Below are 25,895 nucleotides of genomic sequence, written 5' to 3' on the forward strand. Positions count from 1 at the left end.
AGCTGCTTCTTTTTTATAGTGCTTCTATAAATAAGGCAACCCCGATACCGCCACCGACGCATAAAGAGGCAATTCCTTTTTCTAACCCACGTCTTTTTAATTCGTGAATTAAACTTACTGTAATACGAGCCCCTGTACAACCAATTGGATGCCCAAGTCCTACGCCACTACCGTTTACGTTCACTTTTTCACGGTCTAAGCCTAACTCTTTCTCTACAGCCAAATATTGAGCCGCGAAAGCTTCATTAATTTCAAGTAAATCTGCATCTTCCAATGACCAATCTACTTTTTCTAAACCTTTACGAATTGCTGGTGCTGGTCCAATACCCATAACTTTTGGATCTACTCCAGCTACTGAATATCCAACAATTCTAGCTAACGGTTGTAAGCCTTTTTCTTTCGCTTTTTCTTCGCTCATTAATACTAGAACCGCGCTTCCGTCATTCAGGCCAGATGCATTACCTGCAGTTACTGAACCATCTTTACGGAAAGCTGGTTTTAATCCAGCTAATTTTTCTGCTGTAATATCAGCACGTGGATGTTCATCCTTTGAAAATACTACTTCTTTTCTACGTTCTTTTATTTTAATAGGAACAATTTGATCGTCAAAGTATCCAGACTCGATTGCCTTCAGTGCCAATGTATGACTTCGAAGAGCAACTTCATCTTGTTCCTCTCTTGTAATTTCATATTGTTCAACTAAATTTTCCGCTGTTTCCCCCATCATAATATGATGAATCGGATCTTCTAACACTTCCCACACCGTATCACGAATTTCTCCGTGCTGTAGACGTTGTCCCCAGCGGTGTTGTTTCAATGCATAAGGGCTTGAACTCATTGCTTCTACTCCACCTGCAATAACAACGTCACTTACACCTAATTGAATTTGCATTGCAGCTGACATAATTGCTTGCATACCTGAAGAACATTGGCGTTGGATTGTATACCCTGTAACTGTGTCAGGAAATCCTGCCGCTAATGCAGCTGTTCTTGCCGTATTTGCTTCATCAGTTCTTTGAATACAATGACCTAAAATCACTTCATCAACTTCGTGTGGTTCTACCCCGCCTCGTTTTACAGCTTCCTGAAGTACAGGAACAGCTAATTCTACTGGCGTTACATTTTTTAGCGCTCCCCCAAAAGTTCCAATTGGCGAACGAACTGCAGCTGTAATAACAACATTATGCATTTTGCACTTGCCCCTCTCTTATGTACCCTAGTCAGTTTTTAGGTGAAATTCCATAAGATGTATATCTATAACTATCATACTATAAACATACTAAAAAATCAAAATATTTAATATAATAAAAATAGAAGGAATTAACCTTCTATTCTGTCAATGCATATAAAAATTTTTGTAAAATTTTCTCTGTCGTTTCATTCAATTTGGGTAACTTATCTACCGGAAAATATTGAAGCTTCAATCCTTCATGATCGAGCTTTAATTCCCCACTCACATGATGCCCTTGATACAGATGAATGACATTAAAAATTTCATCTCCATTAGGATAACGGAAATATACTTCCTTTCCTGATAGAACACCAAGAAATTGCATTATTTTTGCAGTTAACCCCGTTTCTTCAAATAACTCTCTACGTGCAGTTTCTTCTGTCGTTTCTCCTAATTCCATCGCGCCGCCAGGTACACCCCAATCATATGTATCTGAACGATATTGAAGCAATACTTCTTGATTATCATTTAATATAATGATTGCTGACCCAACGAGAATAAGTGGCCTTGTCCCAACGACTTTGCGTAACTCTTCAATATACCCCAATATGTAAACTCTCCTTTCCTCACCCTCCCTTATCATAACAAAATTTTTCTCCTTTTGTTGATGTAATTTCCAAGAAAAAAAAGGAAGTTTCCGCTTCCTTTTTTCCCATTTCTATTTCTTAAAACTTTCATATTTTACAGCTTCAAAAGCTTCTTCAATTTCATCATTACGATAATGGACATATGTAAATCGCCCTAATTCTACTAATCTTGCTATTTCTTGTAACGCTTTATGCTGCTCATATGTTTCTTCCAGCTTAATATGTACATAAAACTTCATCAACGGATGTTCATATAAAGGTTCTCCCACCTCTACATATACATCTTCAACCCCTTGCACAACTCTTACATAACTTGCAAATTGATAAAGAGCTTCTCTGTCTGAAACGATTTTTAATGTATACATATATTCTCCCCCTTTTCTTTACTATATCAAAAAGATGATATCACCATGTTATAGAACTATGAAATTTTTTCGACTTGTCATCTATATATTCAATAAAGAAGGCGTTTATCCATACATGACATCTTTTTCCCACATATATTATAGGAAGAACTTTTTTTCATTTGAGGTGTTCCTTATGGATCCATACGTCAATATATGTATTTGTATTACTCCCGGCGCCGATATTTCTGATGACCGCATCGCAAAAGATTTAGCTGTTGCAGAATCAATTTGGCACCCCATTACATTTCAAATTCAAGAAGTAATTGTATTAAATGAACTTTTCCGTTTTTTTGACCGTGAAATCAGTTATAAAAATTCCATTCAAAGTCAAGAAAAGCTGGCATCCTTTTTCCAAACATGTGTAAATGAAGCTCCTGAATGCGACCTTTATATTTGTTATATTGGCAGTGATTATTTCAAAGAAACAGCAGTAATTGCCTGCGCTTATTCTTTAGCAAAACAACAGCAACTGACTGGCTATATCATTTTAACAAATTCGGCTGCTCCTATGAAAAATATATATACGCTCGCTCACGAAATCGGTCATATTTTATTTACAAGACGTGTTCACGGAAAACTTACTCATGCAGATCCTCATTCTCCAACCGGCTCGGAGCACCACCCTTCTCCAACAAATCTTATGTATCCGATAGTCCCTCGTCCAGAAAATGTTCATATTCATTCCTTATTAACAGCAGAACAAAAAGCGCTCTCTTTACAAAGCTCTTTATTACAAAGAAAAAAACAGTAACCCTCATGTTACTGTTTAAAACAACTTATTCCAATCAACAAAACAAATCCCGGCTGCTAGAAATAAAAATAGACAACTAAATGTAAATGTAATCCCTCTAAAAATCCCTATATAATATTTCTTTGGAAATAATTTTTGGTATATCCAGAGCAGCCGCTTTTTATTGAATTTCTAGTTCATACTTTTTCTTTCTTCAATTTTTAAAGACCATTTCATTAATCCATATATACTTCCATACATAAGTAAGACCTTTGCAATTCCCCAAAATACATTACTTTCTTCTGAGTCCTTAAATAAGAACATAATCGTAAGAGGAACAATTAGTACAAAAACACCCATCCAGCCAAGAACATATACTTCACCAATAAGAAGTAATAAAAAGATAATTGCTGCTAATATATATGTTTGCATTGTCGCCAATTGCAATACAGGTGTCCCATACCATTTATTCATAAACATCAATAACACCAATAATAAAATAGGAACCATTACTATTACATAAATCATTCCAAATTCTACTAATTTACTTTTAAAAGAAGACATTCTAAATGCAACAATCGTTCCAATAATCGTAATGATTAAAACGATAGGATAACCAATTAACTGTACATTTGTTAACGTAAATTGTTGATCTGGACTTCCAAATAAAATATTTGTCAGTAACCAATATCCACCAATACCAATAATCATCCCTAAAATACTTTTTATGCTCCCGCTTTTATCCTTCTCCATCTCTTTCGCTAATTCTTCCGCATACTCTTTTGGTGAGTCACCAAATATGTCACTTACTGTCTTTCCCTTTTTTTCACCTTCTATTAAATGAAGCTCTGCATCTTCTAGAAAAGCGTCCACATCTTCTTCTTTAATCCCTTTTGTTATTAAATATACTTTCGTATCGATTAAAAACTTTTCACCTTCTTTAGAAATCTTCATTATAACTCCTCCCTTATTTAACCATTTCTCTTCTATTCGTCTTCATCATAATTTCAACAAAAATTAAAATAAATAAACTTCCGTATAAACATATAATTTGAAATAGCATTGGCATAAGTTCTTCCGTTGTAAATGTTTTAAACACTAACATAATTGAAAGTGGAATGATTAAATATAAATTTTTAAACCATCCTTCAAAATATGTATTTATAGTTACTGTGATGATAAAAATCCCACCAGACACTATATAACTTTGCACTTCGGTGAATGTGAGCATTTTTGTCGGATATATCACATCTAATATCGTAACAGCTCCTAATAAAAACATTGGAGCAATCATAACTAAAGACCACATAGAAAACCATGTTTTTGTAAAGCTTGTTACGAAGGTCATTTTGCGAAGTAGAAAATTAGGACCTATAACAACTAAAATAAATGAAAAACTATAACCGATACACTGAATAAGTGAAATCTGTAACATTCCATTATTCACTATTAAGATAGAAGCAATAATCCAAAACGTTACGATATTCATTACTGTAAAACCAATGTGCTTCCACGTTTCCCGTCTATCCTTTTCCATTACCTTTACAAGTTCATGCGCATATTCTTTCGGGGAGCTTCCGAAAATATCTTCTACACTCTTCCCCTCACTCTCACCTTCTATTAAATGCAACTCTGCATCTTCTAAAAAGTTTTCAATATCACTTTCTTTTACACTCTTTGCCGTCAAAAATAATCTCATATCTAACAAAAACTTTCGTGCTTCTCTTGATAGCATTATTTTTTTCTCCCCTTCCCTACCAGTAGACGCTCTACACTACTTTGCATCGCTTCCCAGCGATCCATAAATTCATCAAGTGCTTCCTCGCCTTTTTCTGTTAATGTATAATATTTTCGCTTTGGACCAGATGGAGATTCCTTCATTACGCTTGTTATTAGTCCTTCTTTTTGCATTCGTATTAATAACGGATAAATACTCCCCTCACTCGCCATTGTAAAACCATACTTCGCTAGCTTTTCACTCATTTCATAACCGTATATTTCGCCTTCAGAAATAATAGCAAGTAAGCATCCTTCTAAAATCCCTTTCAGCATTTGACTTGTCGACATAATTCAAATCCTCCTACTATCTTGCTTTACAAGATAGATAAGCGTAAGTATCTTACTTTACAAAATAGTATAGCAAAGACTATTTTGCAAAACAAGATAGCTAACGATATTTTTTCCAAATGTTTGCAGGAATTTCATTATAGCTTCTCTAAATAGAGCACTATGAAAACTTTATTATGAAGGGATGTTTTTCATCATGGTTACAAATCGAGTTGTCTTTTTAACAGGTGCTGCAAGTGGCATTGGTTATGAAATGGGAAAGGCTTTTGCAAAAGAAGGTGCAAAAGTTGTGATTACCGATCGGCTTGAAGAACGTGCAAAAGAAGCTGCTGAACAATTACAAAATGAAGGTTTTCAAGCTATCGGTTTAAAATGTGACGTTACATCTGAAAAAGAAATTACAGCAGCAATTTCTCAAACAGTTGATCATTTCGGTTCATTACATATATTAATTAACAACGCAGGAATGCAACACGTTTCACCCATTGAAGACTTTCCAACTGAAAAGTTCGAGCTACTAATTCAAATTATGCAAATTGCTCCGTTTATCGCAATTAAGCATGCCTTTCCGATTATGAAACAACAAAAATATGGTCGTATTATTAATGTCGCTTCTATTAACGGCCTTGTCGGATTTGCTGGAAAAGCTGCCTACAATAGTGCAAAACATGGCGTAATTGGATTAACAAAAGTTGCTGCTTTAGAAGGTGCTACGCATGGTATTACTGTTAATGCCCTTTGCCCTGGTTATGTCGATACCCCTCTTGTACGTAATCAACTACAAGACTTAGCTACTACACAAAATGTACCACTTGAAAATGTTTTAGAAGATGTTATTTATCCACTCGTCCCACAAAAGCGCTTATTACAAGTACAAGAAATCGCTGATTATGCGATGTTTTTAGCGAGTGAAAAAGCTAAAGGTATAACGGGACAAGCTGTTGTTATAGATGGGGGTTATACCGCTCAATAAAAATAAAGTTTGCTCAAGAAGAGCAAACTTTATTTTTTATCCCGAGGATCTTCGTACTTTAGTAATTGCCGAGGGAGCTTCTCAATTGCAACAATTACCCCCTCTAATTTACTTTCAATACGGTGGAGTAAATATAATGTTACAACAATCGGAAACCCTACATTACCTATCATCTTAATCCACTCTTCCATCCTCTTTCCCTCCTTTCATTATATAAGTAAGAGAAAACACTGCATTTAGGCATAAAAAAACAAGCTATTAAATTTCAGCTTGTCTTTCAAATAATGTCAGAATTTCTTTTTTATAATCTCCACGTAAAATCCCTTTCTCAGTAATAATTCCTGTAATTAATTCATTCGGCGTTATGTAAAATGCTGGATTATAAACATCCGTTCCAATTGGTGCTACTTGTTTTCCAAAGATTTTTGTAACTTCTGTTTCATCTCTTTCTTCAATAATAATTTCGGCTCCAGTTTCTTTCGTAACATCAAATGTTGACAGTGGAGCAGCAACGTAAAATGGGATATTAAAGTGCTTTGCTAAAATAGCTAAATTCATTGTCCCTATTTTATTGGCTGTATCTCCATTTGCGACAATTCGATCCGCTCCCACAATAATCGCGTTTATTTCTTTCGTTTGAATAGCATGAGCTGCAGTATTATCTGTAATAAGGGTCACATCAATATTTGCTTGCTTCAATTCCCACGTCGTTAAGCGACCACCTTGTAAAACTGGCCTCGTTTCACACGCATATGCATGTAAACGCACACCTTTCTCTTTTCCAATATAAAAGGGAGCTAATGCAGTTCCATATCTGGCAGTTGCAATACTTCCAGCGTTACAGATTGTTAAAATATTATCGCCATCTTTAAAACATGTTAACGCATATTCCCCAATATTTCGACACACCTCTTCATCTTCCTGTTGAATACGAAGCGCTTCTTCTTCTAATATTTTTTGTGCTTCTTTTATTGTAGTAATCTCTCGAATAGATTCTCTCATACGATCAATTGCCCAAAATAAATTTACTGCCGTTGGGCGTGATGTCCCTAAATAGTTACAGTCTCTATTAAACTTCTTTTGAAATTCTTCGATATGTAAAGTATTATATTTTTTCGCTGCAAGCGCCAAGCCGAATGCAGCTACAATTCCAATTGCAGGTGCTCCTCGCAATTCTAGTATGACAATACTTTTCCATACCTCTTCAATCGTCGTTAATGTTTTGTATTCTGTGCTATGCGGTAACTTTGTTTGATTTAATACCGCAATTGCATCACCTTTCCAACTTACAGATCTCGGAACAGTAACGATTGTACTCATGCTTTTACACCCCTTGAAACTGTCTGTTGAAATAATGTTCGAAACAGTTGAATATCAGCACTTTTAGATTCATATTTTATTAGTTCTTTTCCTAAGGATAGCGCTTGTTTCTTAGCTTGAATTCTTGTTTCTTTATTTTCTATTTCATCTAAATCTGCTACATGAGCTAAACCAATTGTTCTACGAATTAGTTCACATCCGGCAAATCCAACAGCATCAGTAAAGATATTTTGCAAAATAATTGGTAACCATTGTTTTTCTTTCGTATATGCTTCTACACCTTCCCCAATCCATAACTTTGTAAAAGTCTCTACAAAATAACTCCACATCTTTTCTATATGAAAAAATAGTACACTTCTCTTTTCTTCTTCTCTAGATAAAGCATTTAATAATAGATTTGCAATAAATTGACCTATGTCAAATCCAAATGGGCCATATGTCGCAAATTCTGGATCAATCACTTTCGTTTCAGAAGGTGACGAAAAAATACTACCAGTATGTAAATCACCATGAATAAGAGTTTCTTTTCTTGTTAAGAACTTATATTTATATTGTGCTACTTTTAGTTTTAAAGTTTTATCACTCCAAAGTTCATCAACCACGAGCTGTAAATCTGGCTCATAATCATTTGTATCATAATGTCCAAATGGATCTGTAAACACTAAATCCTCTGTAATTTTACAAAGGTCCGGATTTACAAAGGCACCTTCTAGTACCCTCTTCTCTTCTGACTGTAAACCAAAATCTGAAGTGTAAAATAAAACATGTGCTAGAAAACGACCAATATGCTGGGATAAAAGCGGATATTCTTCTCCGTCTATTAATCCTTTTCTTGTAATTGTTAGTCTTGATAAGTCTTCTACTACCGTTATCGCTAACTCTTCATCATGACTGTACACTACTGGAACATAATCCGGTACATACTGCGCAAAAATTTGTAATGCCCTGCTTTCAATCGTTGCTCTTTTTATAGACAATGGCCAGCTTTCACCAACTACTTTAGCATAAGGCAGTGCTTGTTTTATTATAATGGATTTCTCTCCATCATCTAATTTGAACACGTAATTTAAGTTTCCATCTCCAATTTCATGACAAATGACATTTGCCTTCTCTTCAAAATAGCCATGATCTTTCGCATATTGTACAGCTGTTATTTCTGTTAATGAATAATATCCCATCGTCTTCTCCCCCTTTTTAAATTCAGAGGTTTTTCTAACATAGAAAAACCTCTTTCCACTAAGAAAGAGGTTTGAAGTTTATCTTCTCCCCTCTTATCTGCCAGAAAGTTTTACTTTCTGCTGGAATTAGCACCGTGCCTTTTGGCGTAATAAACGCCCCATTTCACAATGGTATTACGGTCGGTTGCTGGGCTTCATCGGGCCAAATCCCTCCACCTGCTCTTGATAAGAGTTGTATAATTTTTTGAATTTTTAACTTTATGTTGAAGACTATACCAAGAATAAAAATCACTTGTCAACATTTTATTTGTATAATTCTGGACGGCGATCCGCAAAAACTGGAATTCCTTTACGTACTTCTTTAATTTTCTCGAATACAAGCTCTCCAAATAAAATTGATTCCTCTTCATTCGCCTCTACTACAACTTCACCCCAAGGATCCACAATTAAAGAATGACCTGCAAATACATTATTCGAATCCTTTCCTGCTCTATTACACGCAACAACATAACATTGATTTTCAACTGCTCTTGCTTGCAATAGCAAACGCCAATGTGCTAAACGAACTAATGGCCATTCAGCTACAACAAATAATAATTTTGCCCCTTTAGCAGTATGGACACGCATCCACTCTGGAAAACGAATGTCATAACAAATTGTTCCAGCGCATTCAACATCATCTAGCTTAAATTCGCCCGTACCATTACCAGCTATTAAATATTTATGTTCATCCATAAGCTGAAATAAATGTACTTTACTATATTCGTTGACTAGCTGTCCTTCATTATTTACAACATACATCGTATTTGTAACGCCTTGATCCGTTTGCTTCGCTATGGACCCACCAACAATATGTACATCATATTGCTTCGCCCATTCTATTAACTTTTCTTTCGTTTCCACTCCATCCCTATCTGCAATTTCAGAAAGTCTCGTTAAATCATATCCTGTTGTCCATAGTTCTGGTAAGACGATAACATCTGGTCTTTCCTTCATAGCTTCGCTTATTTTATTTTTAGCATTCTCAATATTTTTTTCTACATCTCCAAAAACAATATCCATTTGAATACATGCGACTTTCATTTTTTCAGCCCCATTCTTATTTTTCTCTTTACAAAATACTGGAAAGATTATATCATTTGTCACTAGAATTGTAACAACTTTCAAAAGAGGTGGAAAGTATGAAATTATTTCAACCTTCTGAGATAGTAACATCATTGCCAACACAATTTTTCGCTTCACTTGTTGCAAAAGTTAACAAAGTCGTTGCAGCTGGTCACGATGTTATTAATCTAGGTCAAGGTAATCCAGATCAACCAACACCGCAGCATATCGTAAAAGCTTTACAAGATGCTGCCGAAAAGACCATTCATCATAAATATCCGCCATTTCGCGGACATGAAAGCTTAAAGGAAGCCGTGGCTACATTCTATAAACGTGAATACGGCGTCGAATTAAACCCAAAAACTGAAGTTGCTATTTTGCTTGGCGGGAAGGCTGGTCTAGTAGAATTACCGATTTGTTTTACAAATCCTGGTGATACGATTCTCGTTCCGGATCCAGGTTATCCAGATTATTTATCCGGGGTTGCTTTAGCAAAAGCACACTTTGAAACAATGCCGCTTATTGCAGAAAATAACTTTTTACCAGATTATACGAACATTGATGACTCTATTGCAGAGCGTGCAAAATTAATGTTTTTAAACTATCCAAATAATCCTACCGGTGCTACTGCATCAAAAGATTTTTTTGATGAAACCATTCACTTTGCTAATAAACATAATATATTAGTTGTTCACGATTTTGCTTATGGCGCTATCGGATTTGATGGTCAAAAACCTGTTAGTTTCTTGCAAGCAGATGGTGCGAAAGATATAGGAATTGAAATTTACACATTATCAAAAACTTTCAATATGGCTGGCTGGCGCATCGCTTTTGCTGTAGGGAATGAAAGTGTGATTGAAACAATTAACCTATTACAAGATCATATGTATGTTAGTATATTCGGTGCAGTTCAAGATGCTGCTCGAGAAGCGCTATTAAGTTCACAGTCTTGCGTAATAGACCTTGTAAATAGTTACGAATCTCGAAGAAACGCTCTTATTTCAGCCTGTCACTCAATTGGTTGGAATGTAGACATTCCAACAGGATCATTCTTTGCATGGCTTCCCGTTCCAAAAGGATATACCTCTGAGCAATTTTCTGATATTTTACTAGAAAAAGCACATGTCGCAGTTGCTCCTGGTGTTGGATTTGGTGAGCATGGGGAAGGGTATGTCCGTGTTGGTCTCTTGCATACAGAAGATAGATTACGAGAAGCCATTAATCGAATTGGTAAATTAAATTTTTTCAAAAAGTAATTGACAACACGAAAAATATCTGACAAAATTCAGTTATCTTAAAATTTTAAACATTTCTAAATACTTCTTATCAAGAGCAGGTGGAGGGACGAGCCCGACGAAACCCGGCAACCGATCTACAATTGTAGACACGGTGCTAATTCTCGCAGCATTACGCTGACAGATAAGGAGCTGGTTGTAAAAAAACCTCTCCTTAGCTGAGAGGTTTTTTTATTTAACTAGGAGGTTATAACAATGAGCGGAATTATAGCGACGTATTTAATCCATGATGATTCACATAACTTAGAAAAAAAAGCTGAGCAAATTGCACTCGGTTTAACAATTGGCTCTTGGACTCATTTGCCACACTTATTGCAAGAACAATTAAAGCAGCATAAAGGCAACGTCATTCATGTTGAGGAATTAGCTGAACATGAATATACCAATTCGTATTTACGTAAAAAAGTAAAACGTGGAATTATTAAAATCGAATATCCGCTATTAAACTTCAGTCCAGATTTACCAGCGATTTTAACGACTACATTTGGAAAGCTATCACTTGATGGCGAAGTAAAACTAATTGACTTAACTTTTTCAGACGAGTTAAAAAAACATTTTCCTGGTCCAAAATTGGGGATAGATGGTATTCGAAATCTTTTACAAGTGCATGATCGTCCCCTTTTAATGAGTATTTTTAAAGGAATGATTGGACGAAACATTGGGTATTTAAAAACGCAATTACGCGATCAAGCAATTGGTGGTGTAGATATAGTAAAAGATGATGAAATATTATTTGAAAATGCATTAACACCACTTACGAAACGCATTGTATCTGGAAAAGAAGTTTTACAATCTGTCTACGAAACATACGGTCATAAAACGTTATATGCCGTAAATTTAACAGGACGAACTTTTGATTTAAAAGAAAATGCTAAACGTGCAGTGCAAGCTGGAGCTGATATTCTATTATTTAACGTATTTGCTTACGGACTAGATGTACTACAATCACTTGCAGAAGATGATGAAATCCCAGTTCCTATTATGGCACATCCTGCTGTAAGTGGTGCTTATTCAGCATCCAAGTTATATGGAGTTTCATCACCATTATTACTTGGAAAGCTACTACGTTATGCTGGGGCTGACTTTTCATTATTCCCATCTCCATACGGAAGTGTTGCGCTAGAAAAAGAAGAGGCTCTTGCTATCTCAAAATATTTGACTGAAGACGATGCATTTTTCAAGAAGAGCTTTTCTGTTCCGTCTGCTGGTATTCATCCTGGTTTCGTTCCCTTTATTGTACGAGATTTCGGTAAAGATGTTGTTATTAATGCTGGCGGCGGAATACACGGACATCCAAATGGAGCGCAAGGCGGCGGTAAAGCTTTCCGTACTGCAATTGATGCTACTTTGCAAAATAAACCACTCCATGAAGTAGACGACATAAATTTGCATAGTGCACTACAAATATGGGGAAATCCCTCTTATGAGGTGCAATTATGAGTATTCAAGTATTTTGTGATTTCGATGGCACGATTACAAATAATGATAACATTATGTCCATTATGGAAAAATTCGCACCACCAGAAGCCGAAGAAGTAAAGAATAAAATTTTATCACAAGAACTATCCATTCAAGAAGGTGTTTCTCAATTATTTCAATTAATACCTACTAATCTGCACGATGATATTATTCAATTTTTAATAGAAACTGCTGAAATCCGTAGTGGTTTTCATGAGTTTATACAATTCGTAAAGGAAAATAACATTTCTTTTTACGTGATATCAGGTGGAATGGATTTCTTCGTCTATCCACTCTTACAAGGAATCATTCCAAAAGAGCAAATTTATTGTAATGAAACAGACTTTTCAGCAGAGTTTATTACAGTTAAATGGCCTCATTCTTGTGATGATCATTGTCAAAATCATTGCGGATTATGTAAATCATCATTAATCCGTAAATTAAGTGATACAAATGACTTTCATATTGTAATTGGAGATTCTATTACTGATTTACAAGCCGCGAAACAAGCTGATAAAGTATTCGCTCGCGATTTTCTTATTACAAAGTGTGAAGAAAATCATATTGCTTATACACCGTTTGAAACATTTCAAGATGTGCAAGCTGAATTAAAACTTTTGTTGGAGGTGAAGGCATGAAACAACTTTTTCGTCAATGGTATGACTTAAGCGAGATAAAAAAAGAGTTAACAACACGAAATTGGTTCCCAGCAACAAGTGGTAATATTTCTATAAAGGTTAGTCATGAACCACTTACTTTTCTTATTACAGCAAGCGATAAAGATAAAACAAAAACCACTCCAGATGATTTTCTATTAGTAGATCATGTAGGAGTTCCCGTTTTAGAGACTGAATTACGCCCTTCAGCAGAAACAATATTGCATACACACATTTATAACAATACGAATGCCGGTTGCGTACTTCATGTTCATACAACCGATAATAATGTCATCACAAATTTATATAGTGATGCAGTCATCCTTCAAAATCAAGAAATTATTAAAGCTCTCGATATTTGGGAAGAAGATGCAACCATTCACATTCCTATTATCGAAAACCATGCCCATATCCCAACACTTGGAGAAAACTTCCGAAAGCATATACAAGGAGATTCGGGTGCAGTATTAATCCGTAACCACGGTATTACCGTATGGGGCCGAGATAGCTTTGATGCAAAGAAGAGATTAGAAGCTTATGAGTTTTTATTCCAATTTCATATAAAACTATTATCAATTCAAGGAGGCGTTTCTAATGGCGCAAATTCGTATTCAAGAAGTAAATACTCGTATTGAAAATGAAGTAGAAGTATCTAAATTTCTACAAGAGGAAGGCGTTTTATATGAGAAATGGAATATTTCTAAACTTCCTACTCATTTAAATGAAAATTATTCGTTAACAGATGAAAACAAAGCAGAAATATTAGCTGTGTTTTCAAAAGAAATCGCTGATGTTTCAGCACGCCGTGGTTATAAAGCACATGATGTAATTTCACTTTCAAATAGCACCCCTAACCTTGACGAATTATTAATTAATTTCCAAAAGGAACACCATCATACAGATGACGAAGTTCGCTTTATCGTCAGTGGTCATGGCATTTTCGCTATTGAAGGTAAAGATGGGAAATTCTTTGATGTTGAACTTGAGCCAGGCGATTTAATATCTGTTCCTGAAAATGCAAGACATTATTTTACCTTGCAAGATGATCGCCAAGTTGTAGCTATTCGTATTTTTGTGACAACTGAAGGCTGGGTTCCAATCTATTAAGGTAGTTAGTTGAATAAAAGGACTTGGACCCCCTTTTCCAAACTTTTATTCACTCTACATATAGACATCCTCCTATGGAACAGGCTTATTTCATTTTGAAATAAGCCTGATTTTTTATTTACTTGAAAGTACTATTTCATCACAAATTTAACACCTTGATTTTTCAAGTGCATTTTCCGAACATTTTTTGAACATTTATTGAATTTTTTCTGAAAATTCTGTTTTATATGTGATATACTACAATTAATTAAGAAGGAAAATAATATCGCAAACAGAGGGGGATAATCATGAGCTTACTTATCGCACTTATACTTGGAGTTACATGTGGAGCATTTCCTGTTATTTTAGGAGCTATTATGGAAGAGTTAGAAATTGGTGTTTTAGGATTTGTCGCATCTTGTGTAAGCGCTTTATTGTTTGGTTTATTCGGCGCTATTCCTGTTTCAATTCTGTGTGCTTTTTATATAATACGCCATGCTCGTACAAAACAATTTGGTCCTAATCACGTCGCACAAATTATCCCGTTCCCGGTTGAACGATGCCGCCGCGCGTCTAACTTATAATTATAAAAATTAAAGATGACTAAATAAATAAAAGTCCTCATTTGAGGACTTTTATTTACTTTCTTCTAGAAATTGAAACAATTCTTGTAGATGTAGGGCATCTTCACCATAGCTAACAGATACATGAAATATGCCGTCAATCTCAGCTTGCATATAAAGATCCACTCCATCACGATCATATTTCAATGCTAAATAAAACTCCATTTCTTCTAACATCTTTTTTGAGGTTCGAATTACATAATGTCCCTTCTCATCTCTTCCATATTCAAATTCTGGTTCAAAATCATATTTTTGTTTAAAAGCTTCTTTTTGTCTTTCATTAATTTGCATACAAGTAGCTCGCTGTACAGTATCAATCATCTCATCAAACTTTTGAAGGTCCACCTCGTTTACCCCCTTATATATTTTTTATATAATACTTGTGTTCCACTATTTTCTTCGCCATCCTTAATTAACTCTTCATACAATTCTTTCGCCAAACTTAAGCCTGGGACTGGTAATTGTAATTTTTCTGCTTCCTCTAAAGCAATTTTCATATCTTTCATAAAATGCTTTACATAAAATCCTGGCTCAAAGTCTCCTTTTAACATTCGAGGAGCTAAATTACTTAATGACCAGCTACCTGCTGCCCCTGTTGAAATACTCTCTAACACTTTATCTGGATTCAGTCCAGCCTTCTTCGCGTAAGCAACAGCTTCACATACTCCAATCATATTGGAAGCAATGGCAATTTGATTGCACATTTTTGTATGTTGTCCACTCCCAGCTGGTCCTTGTAATTGAATGTTTGTTCCTAACTTTTCAAGTAAAGGTAAGCATCTATCATATATTTCTTTCTCTCCACCTACCATAATTGCGAGTTTTGCTTCTTTCGCGCCAACATCTCCTCCTGAGACAGGTGCATCTAACGTATATATTTTTTTGCTTTTTGCAACTTCATTAATACGTTTTGCTAAAGTAGGTGTAGATGTCGTAAAGTCAATTGCTATCGTACCTTCTTTTGCATGTTCTATAATTCCTTCTATACCAAAATACACTTCTTCTACATCATGTGGATATCCAACCATTGTCATTACAATATCAACTTGCTTCACTAACTCTTTTGGCGTATCACACCAATGTGCACCAGCTTGCACTAAAGAATCTGTTTTTGCTTTCGTTCTATTATATACATATACTTTATGACCATCTTGCATTAAGTGATAAACCATACTTTTTCCCATTACGCCAATACCAATGAAACCTATTGATACAGTTTTATGTTCCATTTTCTCATCCCCTTTGTTCTAATAAATCATTTACCATCTTTCGGAACTCTTTATTAAAGTCATCATCCATACTATTTTTCACATTTGAAAATAACATAACAAAAATTCCTTTTTCTTTATTAAAATTATTAAAAGTGTTCCAACCAGATAATACACCATGATTATGAAAATAATCTGGATATATATAAAAACTAAATGCATATTTCCGTTCTGCTGAAGGCGAAAACATTGCTTGTATACTTTGTTCAGAAAGAAGTTTTCCATTTATAATTGCTTCGTCTAACTTCTTCATATCTCCAACTGTCGTATACATCTCACCACAACCATATAGCCAATCCATGCCTAACTTTTGCGCTGGTACAAGCTCTTGATTTTTTTTCACATAACCCTTTGCAAAATTTTTATCTCCAGGTACCATATTTCCCATACCGGATTCATGCATATCTACTTTTAAAAATATGTTTTCTTTTATGTAATCTCCTAAAGGTTTTTTGGAGATATGTTCTATTATATAAGCAAGAACCATATAATTATAATCTGTATATCTCCAACCTGTTCCTGCAGGAAATTCTAAATTTTGACGTCCAATCCAATTAATTAACTGTAAACGGGAAGCAGCATTCACATTTCCTTTTGCATGTTCAGGTAAACCAGAGGTATGCGTTAATAAATGATATAGCGTAATATTTTTATTCTCCGGAAATGAAGGAATATATTTATTTACATTATCTTGAATATTCAATTTACCTTGTTCTTGCAACTGTAAAATAGATGTGGCAACAACTGTTTTCGTAATAGAACCGATACGATATTTTGTTTGAGGCGTATTTTCTATTTTATTTTGAACATCAGCATACCCATATCCTTTATTCAATATAACACGCTCTTTATCTGTTACCAAAACTGTTCCATTAAATTGCTTTCCGACTAAATATTGATCTAATTTTTGAGATATGCTACCATAATCAATTTGTTGCTCTTCTTTTTCTTCTATATTCCCTTGTACTTCTGATTCAATAGTAGGATTCACTTTAGTTGTTAATACAGTGTTTTCCTTTATATTGGGGCTAACAAGAAAATAGTATACTCCGCCGCCAACTATAGCAGACAGTGAAGCCATCACCATTACTTTTTTTATCATATCGATCCTCCATAATTCCTTCGCTAAAAATTGTCCCCCCTATTCTATTATCAAACAATAAAAAAAAATCGCAACAATTTGTTGCGAAAAATTACATTTTTTCTTTTCTATACACACATACTTGATTCTTTCCATTTTTTTTCGCTTCATATAATGCAATGTCCGCTCGTTGCATTAATTCTTCTCTTGTAGTTCCTTGTTCATATAACGCAACTCCAAAGCTAGCTGTTAACTTCGAAATTCCAGTAAATTGCTTTGTTTCAATGAAGAATCGTAATGACTCCGCAACTTGAAATGCTTCCTTTTCTACTGTATTTGTCACTAATATAATGAATTCTTCTCCTCCCCATCTTGCAAATACATGTTGCTGCTCCACTTTAGATTTCATAAGCTCTGCAAGTTGTATTAATGCTAAATCGCCAAAATCATGACCATATGTGTCATTAACTGTTTTAAAATTATCTATATCAAATAAAATGATTGCTATTTTCTCATCACTACGTATTACCTTTTCCCATTCTACCTCTAGTATTTGTTGAAACTTTAAACGATTATAAATCTCTGTCAATGAATCTATCATAGCAAGTCTTTCTTGTTCTTGATAGGTTTCATCTAATTCTGTAATTTCCGTGCACTTTACAATAAATCTTGATAAATCTTCTGGCAATGGTGTCGCACGTAATAGAAAAGTAGATACTGCCCCTTCATAATTTAACATCTTAATTCTTCTACCACTAGATAAAGTATCGTCTAGCCATGTTATATCATGCGTCGTCGAGTAGTATCCATTTTCTCTAATAAAATGTTCAGCAAATACTAAATGTTGCTCACGATAGGCAAACAAATTTTCATATCCGAAAAAAGCTAAAAAATTTGTATTACAATCAACTATTTCATCATCTTCTACTATAAATAATAGATCATTTTGAAAATCAAACATCGTTTGAAGCAATTCCTGCTGCAAACTAACTTGCCTTACTAAAGAAAGTTGATACAAACTCTTATTCACTTCCTCTAACACTGCTTGCGGAGTTACAGGAGCTATTACAATATTACGTATTCCTAATGCAAGTACATCTGTGAATTCTTTTGTTATTTGTTGATCCCAAATGACAATGAATGTACTGTGCGGAGTATACATATTCTTTATATATTTTATTTGAGAATAATCTGTTACATACGTAATGATAATGTGTGGTTTCGTTCTTTGAAATAATAGTTCGCCCTCTTCAAAACTATTTGCTATAAACATACATTTTGGATGGATATTTTCTACCGTTTGTTGATGCTTACATCCATTTTCTATATAAAGGACATTTAACTGCAGATCTTGTAACACATTTTGGAAAACCGTATTCTCTAATAAAAAATGTAGTATGTTCATCACTAGTCTTCACTCACTTCATATATCTTGTTCTACTGAATTCCTCACAAATTTTTTTAAAAGACTGGTCTCCAATAAACTTTAATTTGTGAGAGACACATATTAACAAGCTAATTGAGAATGTTATCTTCGCTTTTCACTCTATAAATTCCTTTTTTAGTGTATGATTGTAGGAATTGTATCGTTTGTATGAATGCCCTAGCTAATTTTTAAAACTTGACAATTAAAATAAAGATATTATATTCTTAAATTCGATAACTTACAAAATGTAAGTAGTGTATATTATTTTTTTGAAAATAATTCGATATACAATTTGGAGGATATACAATGACAAACGACAACTTTTTTGATGTTCTATATGAACGCACATCTACACGTGCATTCAACCCAAATAAAGAAATCTCATCTACAGAATTACATGAGATTTTAAAAGCCGCAGCACAAGCACCTTCCGCTTGGAACTTACAACACTGGAAATTCCTTGTTTTTCAAGGTGAAGATGTACAAAAACGATTACACCCAATAGCTTATAACCAACAACAAATTCTTGATGCTTCTGCAGTAGTCGCTATTTTAGGCGATTTAGAAGCTTATAAAAATGTTGAGCCGGTATATGGTCCAATTGTAGAACAAGGATTTATGAAAGAAGAAGCAAAAGAACGCTTAGCTAAAAATATTGAATCTGCATATGCTCGTGAACAATTCCCAAGAGATGCTGCCTTTTCAAATGCATCTTTAGCAGCAATGCAACTTATGCTTGCAGCTAAAGCAACTGGTTGGGATACTTGTGCTATTGGTGGCTTCAATCCACAAGCACTGACAGACGAATTTAACGTTTCATCTCGTTACGTTCCAATTATGCTTATTACAATTGGTGAATCAACTTTAAAAGGCCACCCTGCACCTCGCATGAGCGTAGAGCAAGTGAGTGAGTGGGCAAAATAATAAAAAACGAAGGTAACTACGTTGCCTTCGTTTTTTATTTCCTGTCATACTTTTGTAATATTACTACAAATCATTCGACATTTATACTTATGGAAAAGTATATTCTATTCCCTCCTCATAAATAAACGTGACGTTTCGTGTCGAATTTTGTTAAGGCGTTGAAATATACCCGTGTATTTTTGTTACAATTGTGATACAATGATAACAAATAGATAACAAGAGAGGGATTTTCATTGAGTTCATACGGAAGCTTTATCGCACTTTTATGTTACATAGTAACTGTACTGCTTCTATATTTTATTGGTGATGCCGCAAACATCTCCATTTTACAATTTCCAAAAGAAGAAGCATTCCAATTAGAATCAGAAAAACATACTGCACGATCCATTGTGCCACTACTCCTAGCTCTTCCTGTATATATCATCGTTTTATATAAAAGTAAAAAAGTGTAAAGGCTACCCATTTCATTTATTTCGGTGGTTTTTACATTTTTTTGTTATATTCCCCCTATTTTAAACATCATTCCATACTAAACACCCAGCTAGTCATTTAAAATGAGAAAATCCCCTAGAAAAAATTCCACTCTCTGTCCAGTCACTAACTACCGAACTTACATAGATTATAAGTGTGAAGGGGGTGATGAGGATTATGTTTGGATCATTTGGATGCTGTGATAACTTTAGAGACTGTCATCATCATGAAAGAGAGTGCAGACATCATGAGAAAGAGAAAGAGAGAGAAGTAGTTAGACCACAACAACCAGCTGTATGTAACGTACTTGCTAGCATTTCAGTTGGAACAGAGCTTTCTCTTTTAAGCATTAGAGGTAATGGCACTTTCAACAATGTAATTTTTGAAGGTTTCGCTAACGGTGTTGCTCTTTTCTCTGCTTTAGCTCGTAATAACAAAGATGACAAAGATAACAATAAAGACGATAAACACAATCAAAATCGAAATACTTTTACTGGTATTTTACGTGTATGCCCAACTGATATCGTTGCAATCGCTATCTAATTCTGTCTCTTATCCTCGATAGTAAGCAAATAAGATTTACTTTTCTCATAGAAAAAACCTGAGACCGATTTCAAATCGGCTCAGGTTTTTTTATTGATTATATGCTTTTAACTAGTTCAACAACTTCTTCAGCAGTTGACATCATTAATGCTTTTTCTGCTAATGTTTCCATTTCTGCTTTTGACAACTTGCTTAGCTGTGTTCTTGCAGGAAGAATAGATGTTGCACTCATACTGAACTCATCTAAACCTAATCCTAATAATAATGGGATAGCAAGTGAATCGCCCGCCATCTCACCACACATACCAGCCCATTTGCCTTCTTTATGAGCAGCATCGATAACCATTTTTACAAGACGTAAAATAGATGGGTTATATGGTTGGTATAAGTAAGATACTTGTTCGTTCATACGGTCTGCAGCCATTGTGTATTGGATTAAATCATTTGTTCCGATAGAGAAGAAGTCAACTTCTTTCGCGAATTGATCTGCTAATACTGCTGAAGCTGGGATTTCAACCATCATACCAACTTCAATAGAATCAGAAACAGTTGTACCCGCTTCTACAAGTTTCGCTTTCTCTTCTAATAAAATCGCTTTCGCTTGACGGAACTCATCAAGAGTTGCAATCATTGGGAACATAATTTTTAAGTTACCGTATACGCTAGCACGAAGTAATGCACGAAGTTGTGTACGGAACACATCTTGCTCATCAAGACATAAGCGAATTGCACGGTATCCTAAGAATGGGTTCATTTCTTTTGGTAAATGTAAGTATGGAAGCTCTTTATCTCCACCGATGTCAAGTGTACGAACAACGACTGGTTGACCTTCTTTTACACCTTCAAGAACTGCTTTATACGCTTCGAACTGCTCTTCTTCTGTTGGAAGATTGTCACGGCCCATGTATAAGAATTCTGTACGGTATAAGCCAACACCTTCTCCGCCATTATCGATAATACCTTGTACATCATTTGGTGTTCCGATATTTGCAACAAGCTCAACGTGATGTCCGTCACTTGTTACAGTAGCTTGGTCTTTTAATTTAGCCCATTCAGCTTTTTGCTCTTCAAATTTCGCTTTCTTTTCTTCAAACGAACGAAGAGTTTCTTCTGATGGATTTACAATTACTTCTCCATCTAAACCGTCAATGATAACGATATCGCCGTTTTGGATTTTCTCCATAACAACTTTCGTACCAACAACAGCTGGAATTTCCATAGAACGAGCCATAATTGCAGAGTGAGATGTACGTCCACCGATATCAGTAGTGAAACCTTTTGCATACTTACGGTTTAACTGAGCTGTATCAGATGGTGTTAAATCTTCAGCAATGATGATTACCTCTTCAGAAATTGTACCAGGATTTGAGAAGTTAATTCCTAGTAAATGTGCAAGAACGCGTTTTGTTACGTCACGAATGTCCGCAGCACGTTCTTTCATATATTCGTTATCCATGTTTTCAAACATAGAAATAAACATTGATGCAACTTCATCCATTGCAAATTCAGCATTTACTTTTTCGCTATTTACTTTATCTTTTACTGGGTTTACTAGTTCTGGATCATTTAACACTAATAAATGTGCTTCAAAGATCGCAGCTTTGTCAGCACCTAGTTCAGCAAATGCGTGGTCCTTAATAGCTTCTAATTCAGTTTTTGCTTTCTCAAGCGCAGCGTCTAAGCGTGCAATTTCTGCAGCTTCGTTTGTAATTGATTTCTTTTCGATGTTAAATTCAGGATTTTCAAGTCTGAAAGCCTTTGCAATAGCAATCCCACTTGATGCAGCGATCCCTTGAATGTTAAGAGTCATTATTCTCCTAATCCTTCGTTTTTCATAGTTTCTTCGATAGCTGCTAGTGCTTGAGCTGCATCATCACCATTTGCAGTGATTTTAATTTCTGCGTTTTGTTGAATGCCTAAAGACATAACGCCCATGATTGATTTTAAGTTAACGTTCTTTCCGTTATACTCTAAGTTAATGTCAGAACCGAATTTGCTTGCAGTGTTTACAAGTAGAGTTGCTGGACGAGCATGAATTCCTGAGTCGCTAGTTACTTTAAAGATTTTTTCCATGATAATTTATCTCCTTTAAATTACAGTATTTTTTAGTTGTATAGACGTGAGTACTACACCATCTATTATAATTATAAACATTTTGCGTCAAATTCCTACTGAATGTCAATAATAGCGGTTTCGCCCTTCTTAACATTTCCATCTTTTTTCAATTCGACTTGTTGCCCTTGTTGTAAGTTTGTAAAGACAATTGGTGTAATGATAGATGGTGCATTTTCTTTTACAAATGCAAGATCTACTTTTAATAATGGTTGGCCTTGTTTCACCTTGTCGCCTTGTGCTACAAGCGCTTCAAAACCTTCACCATTTAATTTTACAGTATCAATACCGAAGTGGATTAAAATTTCTTTTCCGCCTTCAGATTGAATGCCAATCGCATGTTTTGTAGGGAATACATTGACAATCTCACCGTTCACTGGAGAGACTACTGTTCCTTCAGTTGGTTCAATTGCAAATCCGTCTCCCATCATTTTTCCTGAGAATACTTGGTCAGGTACTTCTGTAATTGGTAAGATTTTTCCTTCGATTGGTGATACAATTGTTTCATTTTCATCAACTTTTTGAGGAGTTTCTTCCACTTTTACAGGTTCTTCTTTTTCAACATGAGGTGTACGACCTGACATAATATCATGAATTTGTGATTTTAATGTGTCAGATTTCGGCCCGAAAATAGCTTGAATGTTATTTCCAACTTCAAGTACACCAGCTGCTCCAAGTTCTTTTAAGCGGTCTTTGTTTACATTCTTTTGTTCGTTAACTTGAACACGTAAACGAGTAATACAAGCATCTAAAGAAGCAATGTTTTCTTTACCACCAAGTGCTACTAATACTTCACGAGGAAGTTCGCCTGCTTCTGCTTTTCCTGCGCCATCATTTGCATTTGCCACTTCACGACCAGGTGTTTTTAGATTCCATTTGCGAATTGCAAAGCGGAATCCGAAGTAGTAAATAACTGCTAGTACAAGACCAACAATAATTACCCACCACCATGCTGTACGGCCTGGTAATACACCGAATAATAGGAAGTCAATTAAACCACCAGAGAATGTCATACCAATTTTAACACCTAAAATTTGCATTGTCATAAATGATAGACCAGCAAATACAGCGTGAATTCCGAATAATACTGGCGCTACGAATAAGAATGAAAATTCAAGTGGCTCTGTAATACCTGTTAAGAAAGATGTTAATGCTGCAGAACCTAAAATACCTGCTGCTAATTTTTTATTTTCTGGACGTGCTTCATGGTACATTGCTAAAGCTGCTGCTGGAAGACCAAACATCATGAACGGATACTTACCAGTTGTAAATGTACCTGCTGTTAATTCTACACCGTCTTTTAACTGTGCCATAAAGATTTTTTGGTCACCACGGATTAATTCGCCAGCTGCATTTGTATACTGACCGAATTCGAACCAGAACGGTGAATAGAAAATGTGATGTAATCCAAATGGAATTAATGAACGTTCAATTAAACCGAATATAAATGCTGCGATTGTTCTATTTGCATCAATCATTTGATGTGAGAACGTGTTTAAGCCACCTTGAATGTATGGCCAAATGAAGCACATGATAATACCTACTATTAAAGAGAATGTTGCAGTTGCGATCGGTACGAAGCGCTTACCTGCAAAGAAACCTAAGTATGATGGTAATTCAATGTTGAAGTATTTATTATAGCAATATGCCGCTACTATACCGACGATAATACCACCAAATACTCCTGTTTGTAGCGTTGGAATACCTAATACGTTTGCATACGCTGGATCTGCAAATCCAATTTTTACTGGGTCTGCTCCAGAACTTGTTACTTTCACTAGCTTATCTACTTCTAAGAACACACTCATCGTTTTGTTCATAATTAAGTAGCCGACGAATGCTGCTAAACCAGCTACTCCGTCTCCACCAGCTAAACCAATTGCTACCCCAACTGCGAATAATAATGCAAGGTTAGCGAAAATAATATCACCAGATTGTTCCATAATTTTTGCAACCATTACGAACCAATCTGCTTTTAAAGCAGGAATAACATTTGTTAACTGTGGATTTTGAAATGCATTACCAAATCCAAGTAAAATACCTGCCGCCGGTAAAATCGCTACTGGAAGCATTAACGCTTTTCCGACTTTTTGAAGAACACCAAAGATCTTCTTAAACATGGAAACCCTTCCTCTCTTATCTATATTGATACCTTCCGACAAACGCCAAAAAGACATGAGGAAAAAAAGATAGAACGATAGCTATACAAAGGGTAGTATATCCCTTTCTCTAGCTTACATTCCTTACTTTTCTCCACTCATGCCTGATCGAATCAGTAACACGTGTCAAAAATAGGTTTACGTATAAGTTCACTATAATTAAGGCAAACGTTTTCGTTACTCACCTTAATGTGTTTGTCGAAATTTGTATAACTTTGCAATAGTTATTATACATAACTATTGTAAGCGATTCAATCATTTTTTTTAACGTTTTCATTTTAGACAAAAATATATGACTTTTTACACATGCTCTGCCTTCACTAAGCGTTGCAAGTGCATCGTTAAATAAATACTTTCAGCTTCATATACAGGTAGTTGCAACTCTTTTTGCATGACCTTAACTAGCTTCCAAGCCAAGTTATAGCAAACTGGATACTCCGCCTTTAATAAATCAGCAAAACTTTGCGATTCTTCTACTTTTTCTCCTTTTTTCACCCTCTCAATAGCATATTGAAGATGACGAATAAGGCGTAAATAATGAATGCTCTCTTGGTCTAATGTAATTTGTAAGTTTGTCTCAATTAAAGATACAAGTTGTGCAATGAGACGGGAGTTTTGATTAACTGAAGATAAATCAGAATTTGTAAGCGAACTGTAAATGTGAAGTGCAATAAAACCAATTTCTCCTTCTGGCAATGTAATTTGCAAACGAGAATTTAAAAGTTGTACAACACCTTCCGCAATTGCATATTCCTCTGGATAAAGCATTTTTGTTTCAACTAAAAAAGGGTTATCAATTGTAAGTCCTTGTTTTAACCTTTTAATCGCAAATGAAATATGATCCGTTAACGCAATATGAATATGTTCATTTAGTGGAGATTTCGCTTTTTCTTGAATGTACAGCATAATATCGTTCATCAATTCAATTAATTTTTCACTAATATGCGGCACTAATAATTTATATTGTTCACGATCACGTTCATTTTTTAAGACAAACATTTTTTCGATTTGTTCTTGCTCCAATACATCTTTCGCTTTTTTCCCAAATCCAATTCCTTTTCCAATCACTACTACTTCCTCGTGTTCAGGATGGCTAGCAATGATGACATTATTATTTAAAACTTTTTTAATTTCTAGATAATTATTCATATAACACCACCCTCGTACTTAAATAGCCTACTTTCATGTTACAGAAT

Annotated in this window: 29 protein-coding genes, 1 pseudogene and 2 riboswitches; of the genes and pseudogenes, 11 read left to right on the forward strand and 19 right to left on the reverse strand. The window is 35.0% G+C overall.

The window, feature by feature from the left end; genetic code table 11:
- Positions 1-13 precede the first annotated feature (13 nt).
- From MR169_RS09020 to MR169_RS09030, 3 genes are all read right to left on the reverse strand, one after another.
- Entirely contained in the window at positions 14-1,189 is a 1,176-nt protein-coding gene (locus tag MR169_RS09020; protein ID WP_000552070.1) for an acetyl-CoA C-acetyltransferase, read from the reverse strand.
- Between the two features lie 139 nt (positions 1,190-1,328).
- Positions 1,329-1,778 (reverse strand): NUDIX hydrolase, encoded by a 450-nt coding sequence (locus MR169_RS09025; protein ID WP_061663485.1) that lies wholly within the window; start codon positions 1,776-1,778, stop codon positions 1,329-1,331.
- Positions 1,779-1,889: 111 nt separating this feature from the next.
- Complete coding sequence (locus MR169_RS09030; protein WP_000288327.1) at positions 1,890-2,183, reverse strand: DUF3928 family protein; 294 nt, start codon at positions 2,181-2,183, stop codon at positions 1,890-1,892.
- Between the two features lie 175 nt (positions 2,184-2,358).
- Here MR169_RS09030 and MR169_RS09035 point away from each other — a divergent pair, with 175 nt between their 5' ends.
- Positions 2,359-2,976, forward strand: a complete 618-nt coding sequence (locus tag MR169_RS09035) for a DUF955 domain-containing protein (protein WP_109139885.1) — start codon at positions 2,359-2,361, stop codon at positions 2,974-2,976.
- Positions 2,977-2,991: 15 nt separating this feature from the next.
- Here MR169_RS09035 and MR169_RS09040 read toward each other — a convergent pair.
- From MR169_RS09040 to MR169_RS09055, 4 genes and pseudogenes are all read right to left on the reverse strand, one after another.
- Positions 2,992-3,135, reverse strand: a pseudogene (locus MR169_RS09040) (DNA-binding protein); the annotation flags it as partial.
- A gap of 12 nt (positions 3,136-3,147) precedes the next feature.
- Positions 3,148-3,909, reverse strand: a complete 762-nt coding sequence (locus MR169_RS09045; RefSeq protein ID WP_109139886.1) for a DUF1129 domain-containing protein — start codon at positions 3,907-3,909, stop codon at positions 3,148-3,150.
- Positions 3,910-3,922: 13 nt separating this feature from the next.
- Entirely contained in the window at positions 3,923-4,690 is a 768-nt protein-coding gene (locus MR169_RS09050) for a DUF1129 domain-containing protein (protein ID WP_242319290.1), read from the reverse strand.
- Complete coding sequence (locus MR169_RS09055; protein WP_000107978.1) at positions 4,690-5,022, reverse strand: PadR family transcriptional regulator; 333 nt, start codon at positions 5,020-5,022, stop codon at positions 4,690-4,692. Before MR169_RS09055 ends, MR169_RS09050 begins: the two co-directional genes overlap by 1 nt.
- 196 nt (positions 5,023-5,218) lie before the next feature.
- Here MR169_RS09055 and MR169_RS09060 point away from each other — a divergent pair, with 196 nt between their 5' ends.
- Complete coding sequence (locus MR169_RS09060) at positions 5,219-5,995, forward strand: 3-hydroxybutyrate dehydrogenase (protein ID WP_242319291.1); 777 nt, start codon at positions 5,219-5,221, stop codon at positions 5,993-5,995.
- A 29-nt stretch (positions 5,996-6,024) separates the two neighbouring features.
- On the opposite strand, the gene MR169_RS09065 is transcribed toward MR169_RS09060, so the two are convergent.
- From MR169_RS09065 to MR169_RS09080, 4 genes are all read right to left on the reverse strand, one after another.
- On the reverse strand, positions 6,025-6,186 hold the full coding sequence (locus MR169_RS09065; protein WP_000393336.1) for a YvrJ family protein: 162 nt from the start codon (positions 6,184-6,186) through the stop codon (positions 6,025-6,027).
- 67 nt (positions 6,187-6,253) lie between these two features.
- Positions 6,254-7,315: an S-methyl-5-thioribose-1-phosphate isomerase gene (gene mtnA, locus MR169_RS09070; protein ID WP_242319292.1), complete on the reverse strand. Its 1,062-nt coding sequence runs from the start codon at positions 7,313-7,315 to the stop codon at positions 6,254-6,256.
- Positions 7,312-8,493, reverse strand: coding sequence for an S-methyl-5-thioribose kinase (gene mtnK / locus MR169_RS09075; RefSeq protein ID WP_242319293.1), 1,182 nt, complete (start codon positions 8,491-8,493; stop codon positions 7,312-7,314). Before mtnK ends, mtnA begins: the two co-directional genes overlap by 4 nt.
- A gap of 90 nt (positions 8,494-8,583) precedes the next feature.
- Positions 8,584-8,725: riboswitch (SAM riboswitch) on the reverse strand.
- A 71-nt stretch (positions 8,726-8,796) separates the two neighbouring features.
- Positions 8,797-9,660 carry a carbon-nitrogen family hydrolase gene (locus MR169_RS09080; RefSeq protein WP_002098106.1) on the reverse strand — a complete coding sequence of 288 codons (864 nt, stop codon included), beginning with the start codon at positions 9,658-9,660 and terminating at the stop codon, positions 8,797-8,799.
- Between the two features lie 14 nt (positions 9,661-9,674).
- Here MR169_RS09080 and MR169_RS09085 point away from each other — a divergent pair, with 14 nt between their 5' ends.
- The 6 genes from MR169_RS09085 (at position 9,675) to MR169_RS09110 (ending at position 14,676) form a co-directional block, all read left to right on the forward strand.
- On the forward strand, positions 9,675-10,853 hold the full coding sequence (locus MR169_RS09085) for a pyridoxal phosphate-dependent aminotransferase (RefSeq protein ID WP_242319294.1): 1,179 nt from the start codon (positions 9,675-9,677) through the stop codon (positions 10,851-10,853).
- A 64-nt stretch (positions 10,854-10,917) separates the two neighbouring features.
- Positions 10,918-11,023, forward strand: a riboswitch (SAM riboswitch).
- A gap of 64 nt (positions 11,024-11,087) precedes the next feature.
- On the forward strand, positions 11,088-12,332 hold the full coding sequence (gene mtnW, locus MR169_RS09090; RefSeq protein ID WP_242319295.1) for a 2,3-diketo-5-methylthiopentyl-1-phosphate enolase: 1,245 nt from the start codon (positions 11,088-11,090) through the stop codon (positions 12,330-12,332).
- On the forward strand, positions 12,329-12,988 hold the full coding sequence (locus MR169_RS09095) for a 2-hydroxy-3-keto-5-methylthiopentenyl-1-phosphate phosphatase (protein WP_061663482.1): 660 nt from the start codon (positions 12,329-12,331) through the stop codon (positions 12,986-12,988). The genes mtnW and MR169_RS09095 overlap by 4 nt, the downstream gene beginning before the upstream one ends.
- Positions 12,985-13,641 carry a methylthioribulose 1-phosphate dehydratase gene (locus MR169_RS09100; protein ID WP_242319296.1) on the forward strand — a complete coding sequence of 219 codons (657 nt, stop codon included), beginning with the start codon at positions 12,985-12,987 and terminating at the stop codon, positions 13,639-13,641. The genes MR169_RS09095 and MR169_RS09100 overlap by 4 nt, the downstream gene beginning before the upstream one ends.
- A complete protein-coding gene (locus MR169_RS09105) occupies positions 13,601-14,113 on the forward strand; it encodes a 1,2-dihydroxy-3-keto-5-methylthiopentene dioxygenase (protein WP_242319297.1) in 513 nt (170 codons plus the stop codon). The genes MR169_RS09100 and MR169_RS09105 overlap by 41 nt, the downstream gene beginning before the upstream one ends.
- A 287-nt stretch (positions 14,114-14,400) precedes the next feature.
- A complete protein-coding gene (locus MR169_RS09110) occupies positions 14,401-14,676 on the forward strand; it encodes a hypothetical protein (RefSeq protein WP_000054660.1) in 276 nt (91 codons plus the stop codon).
- A gap of 51 nt (positions 14,677-14,727) precedes the next feature.
- Here the strand turns inward: MR169_RS09110 and MR169_RS09115 are convergent, their stop codons facing one another.
- The 4 genes from MR169_RS09115 to MR169_RS09130 all read right to left on the reverse strand — a co-directional run bounded on the left by MR169_RS09115 (position 14,728) and on the right by MR169_RS09130 (position 18,469).
- Positions 14,728-15,060, reverse strand: a complete 333-nt coding sequence (locus MR169_RS09115; RefSeq protein ID WP_000365623.1) for a DUF3909 family protein — start codon at positions 15,058-15,060, stop codon at positions 14,728-14,730.
- A 5-nt stretch (positions 15,061-15,065) separates the two neighbouring features.
- The gene (locus MR169_RS09120) at positions 15,066-15,944 is read right to left on the reverse strand and encodes an NAD(P)-dependent oxidoreductase (protein WP_000400471.1); all 879 of its coding nucleotides are present in this window, start codon (positions 15,942-15,944) and stop codon (positions 15,066-15,068) included.
- Between the two features lie 4 nt (positions 15,945-15,948).
- Complete coding sequence (locus MR169_RS09125; protein ID WP_242319298.1) at positions 15,949-17,085, reverse strand: serine hydrolase; 1,137 nt, start codon at positions 17,083-17,085, stop codon at positions 15,949-15,951.
- Positions 17,086-17,176: 91 nt separating this feature from the next.
- Positions 17,177-18,469 carry a GGDEF domain-containing protein gene (locus tag MR169_RS09130; RefSeq protein ID WP_001023191.1) on the reverse strand — a complete coding sequence of 431 codons (1,293 nt, stop codon included), beginning with the start codon at positions 18,467-18,469 and terminating at the stop codon, positions 17,177-17,179.
- A 327-nt stretch (positions 18,470-18,796) separates the two neighbouring features.
- Between MR169_RS09130 and MR169_RS09135 the strand changes: the two genes are divergently transcribed.
- From MR169_RS09135 to MR169_RS09145, 3 genes are all read left to right on the forward strand, one after another.
- On the forward strand, positions 18,797-19,414 hold the full coding sequence (locus MR169_RS09135; protein WP_000180372.1) for a nitroreductase family protein: 618 nt from the start codon (positions 18,797-18,799) through the stop codon (positions 19,412-19,414).
- A gap of 233 nt (positions 19,415-19,647) precedes the next feature.
- On the forward strand, positions 19,648-19,866 hold the full coding sequence (locus tag MR169_RS09140; RefSeq protein ID WP_000100485.1) for a hypothetical protein: 219 nt from the start codon (positions 19,648-19,650) through the stop codon (positions 19,864-19,866).
- A 196-nt stretch (positions 19,867-20,062) separates the two neighbouring features.
- Positions 20,063-20,428: a DUF3915 domain-containing protein gene (locus MR169_RS09145; RefSeq protein WP_000468016.1), complete on the forward strand. Its 366-nt coding sequence runs from the start codon at positions 20,063-20,065 to the stop codon at positions 20,426-20,428.
- A 97-nt stretch (positions 20,429-20,525) separates the two neighbouring features.
- On the opposite strand, the gene ptsP is transcribed toward MR169_RS09145, so the two are convergent.
- The 4 genes from ptsP to glcT all read right to left on the reverse strand — a co-directional run bounded on the left by ptsP (position 20,526) and on the right by glcT (position 25,848).
- Positions 20,526-22,238, reverse strand: coding sequence for a phosphoenolpyruvate--protein phosphotransferase (gene ptsP / locus MR169_RS09150; protein ID WP_000174207.1), 1,713 nt, complete (start codon positions 22,236-22,238; stop codon positions 20,526-20,528).
- Positions 22,238-22,501: a phosphocarrier protein HPr gene (gene ptsH / locus MR169_RS09155; protein ID WP_000411080.1), complete on the reverse strand. Its 264-nt coding sequence runs from the start codon at positions 22,499-22,501 to the stop codon at positions 22,238-22,240. Before ptsH ends, ptsP begins: the two co-directional genes overlap by 1 nt.
- 95 nt (positions 22,502-22,596) lie before the next feature.
- Entirely contained in the window at positions 22,597-24,660 is a 2,064-nt protein-coding gene (gene ptsG / locus MR169_RS09160) for a PTS glucose transporter subunit IIABC (RefSeq protein ID WP_000473174.1), read from the reverse strand.
- Positions 24,661-24,999: 339 nt separating this feature from the next.
- Positions 25,000-25,848, reverse strand: a complete 849-nt coding sequence (gene glcT, locus MR169_RS09165; protein WP_001067317.1) for a glucose PTS transporter transcription antiterminator GlcT — start codon at positions 25,846-25,848, stop codon at positions 25,000-25,002.
- Positions 25,849-25,895 lie beyond the last annotated feature (47 nt).

Source organism: Bacillus cereus group sp. BfR-BA-01349 (assembly GCF_022663795.1).
Lineage (GTDB): Bacteria > Bacillota > Bacilli > Bacillales > Bacillaceae_G > Bacillus_A > Bacillus_A cereus.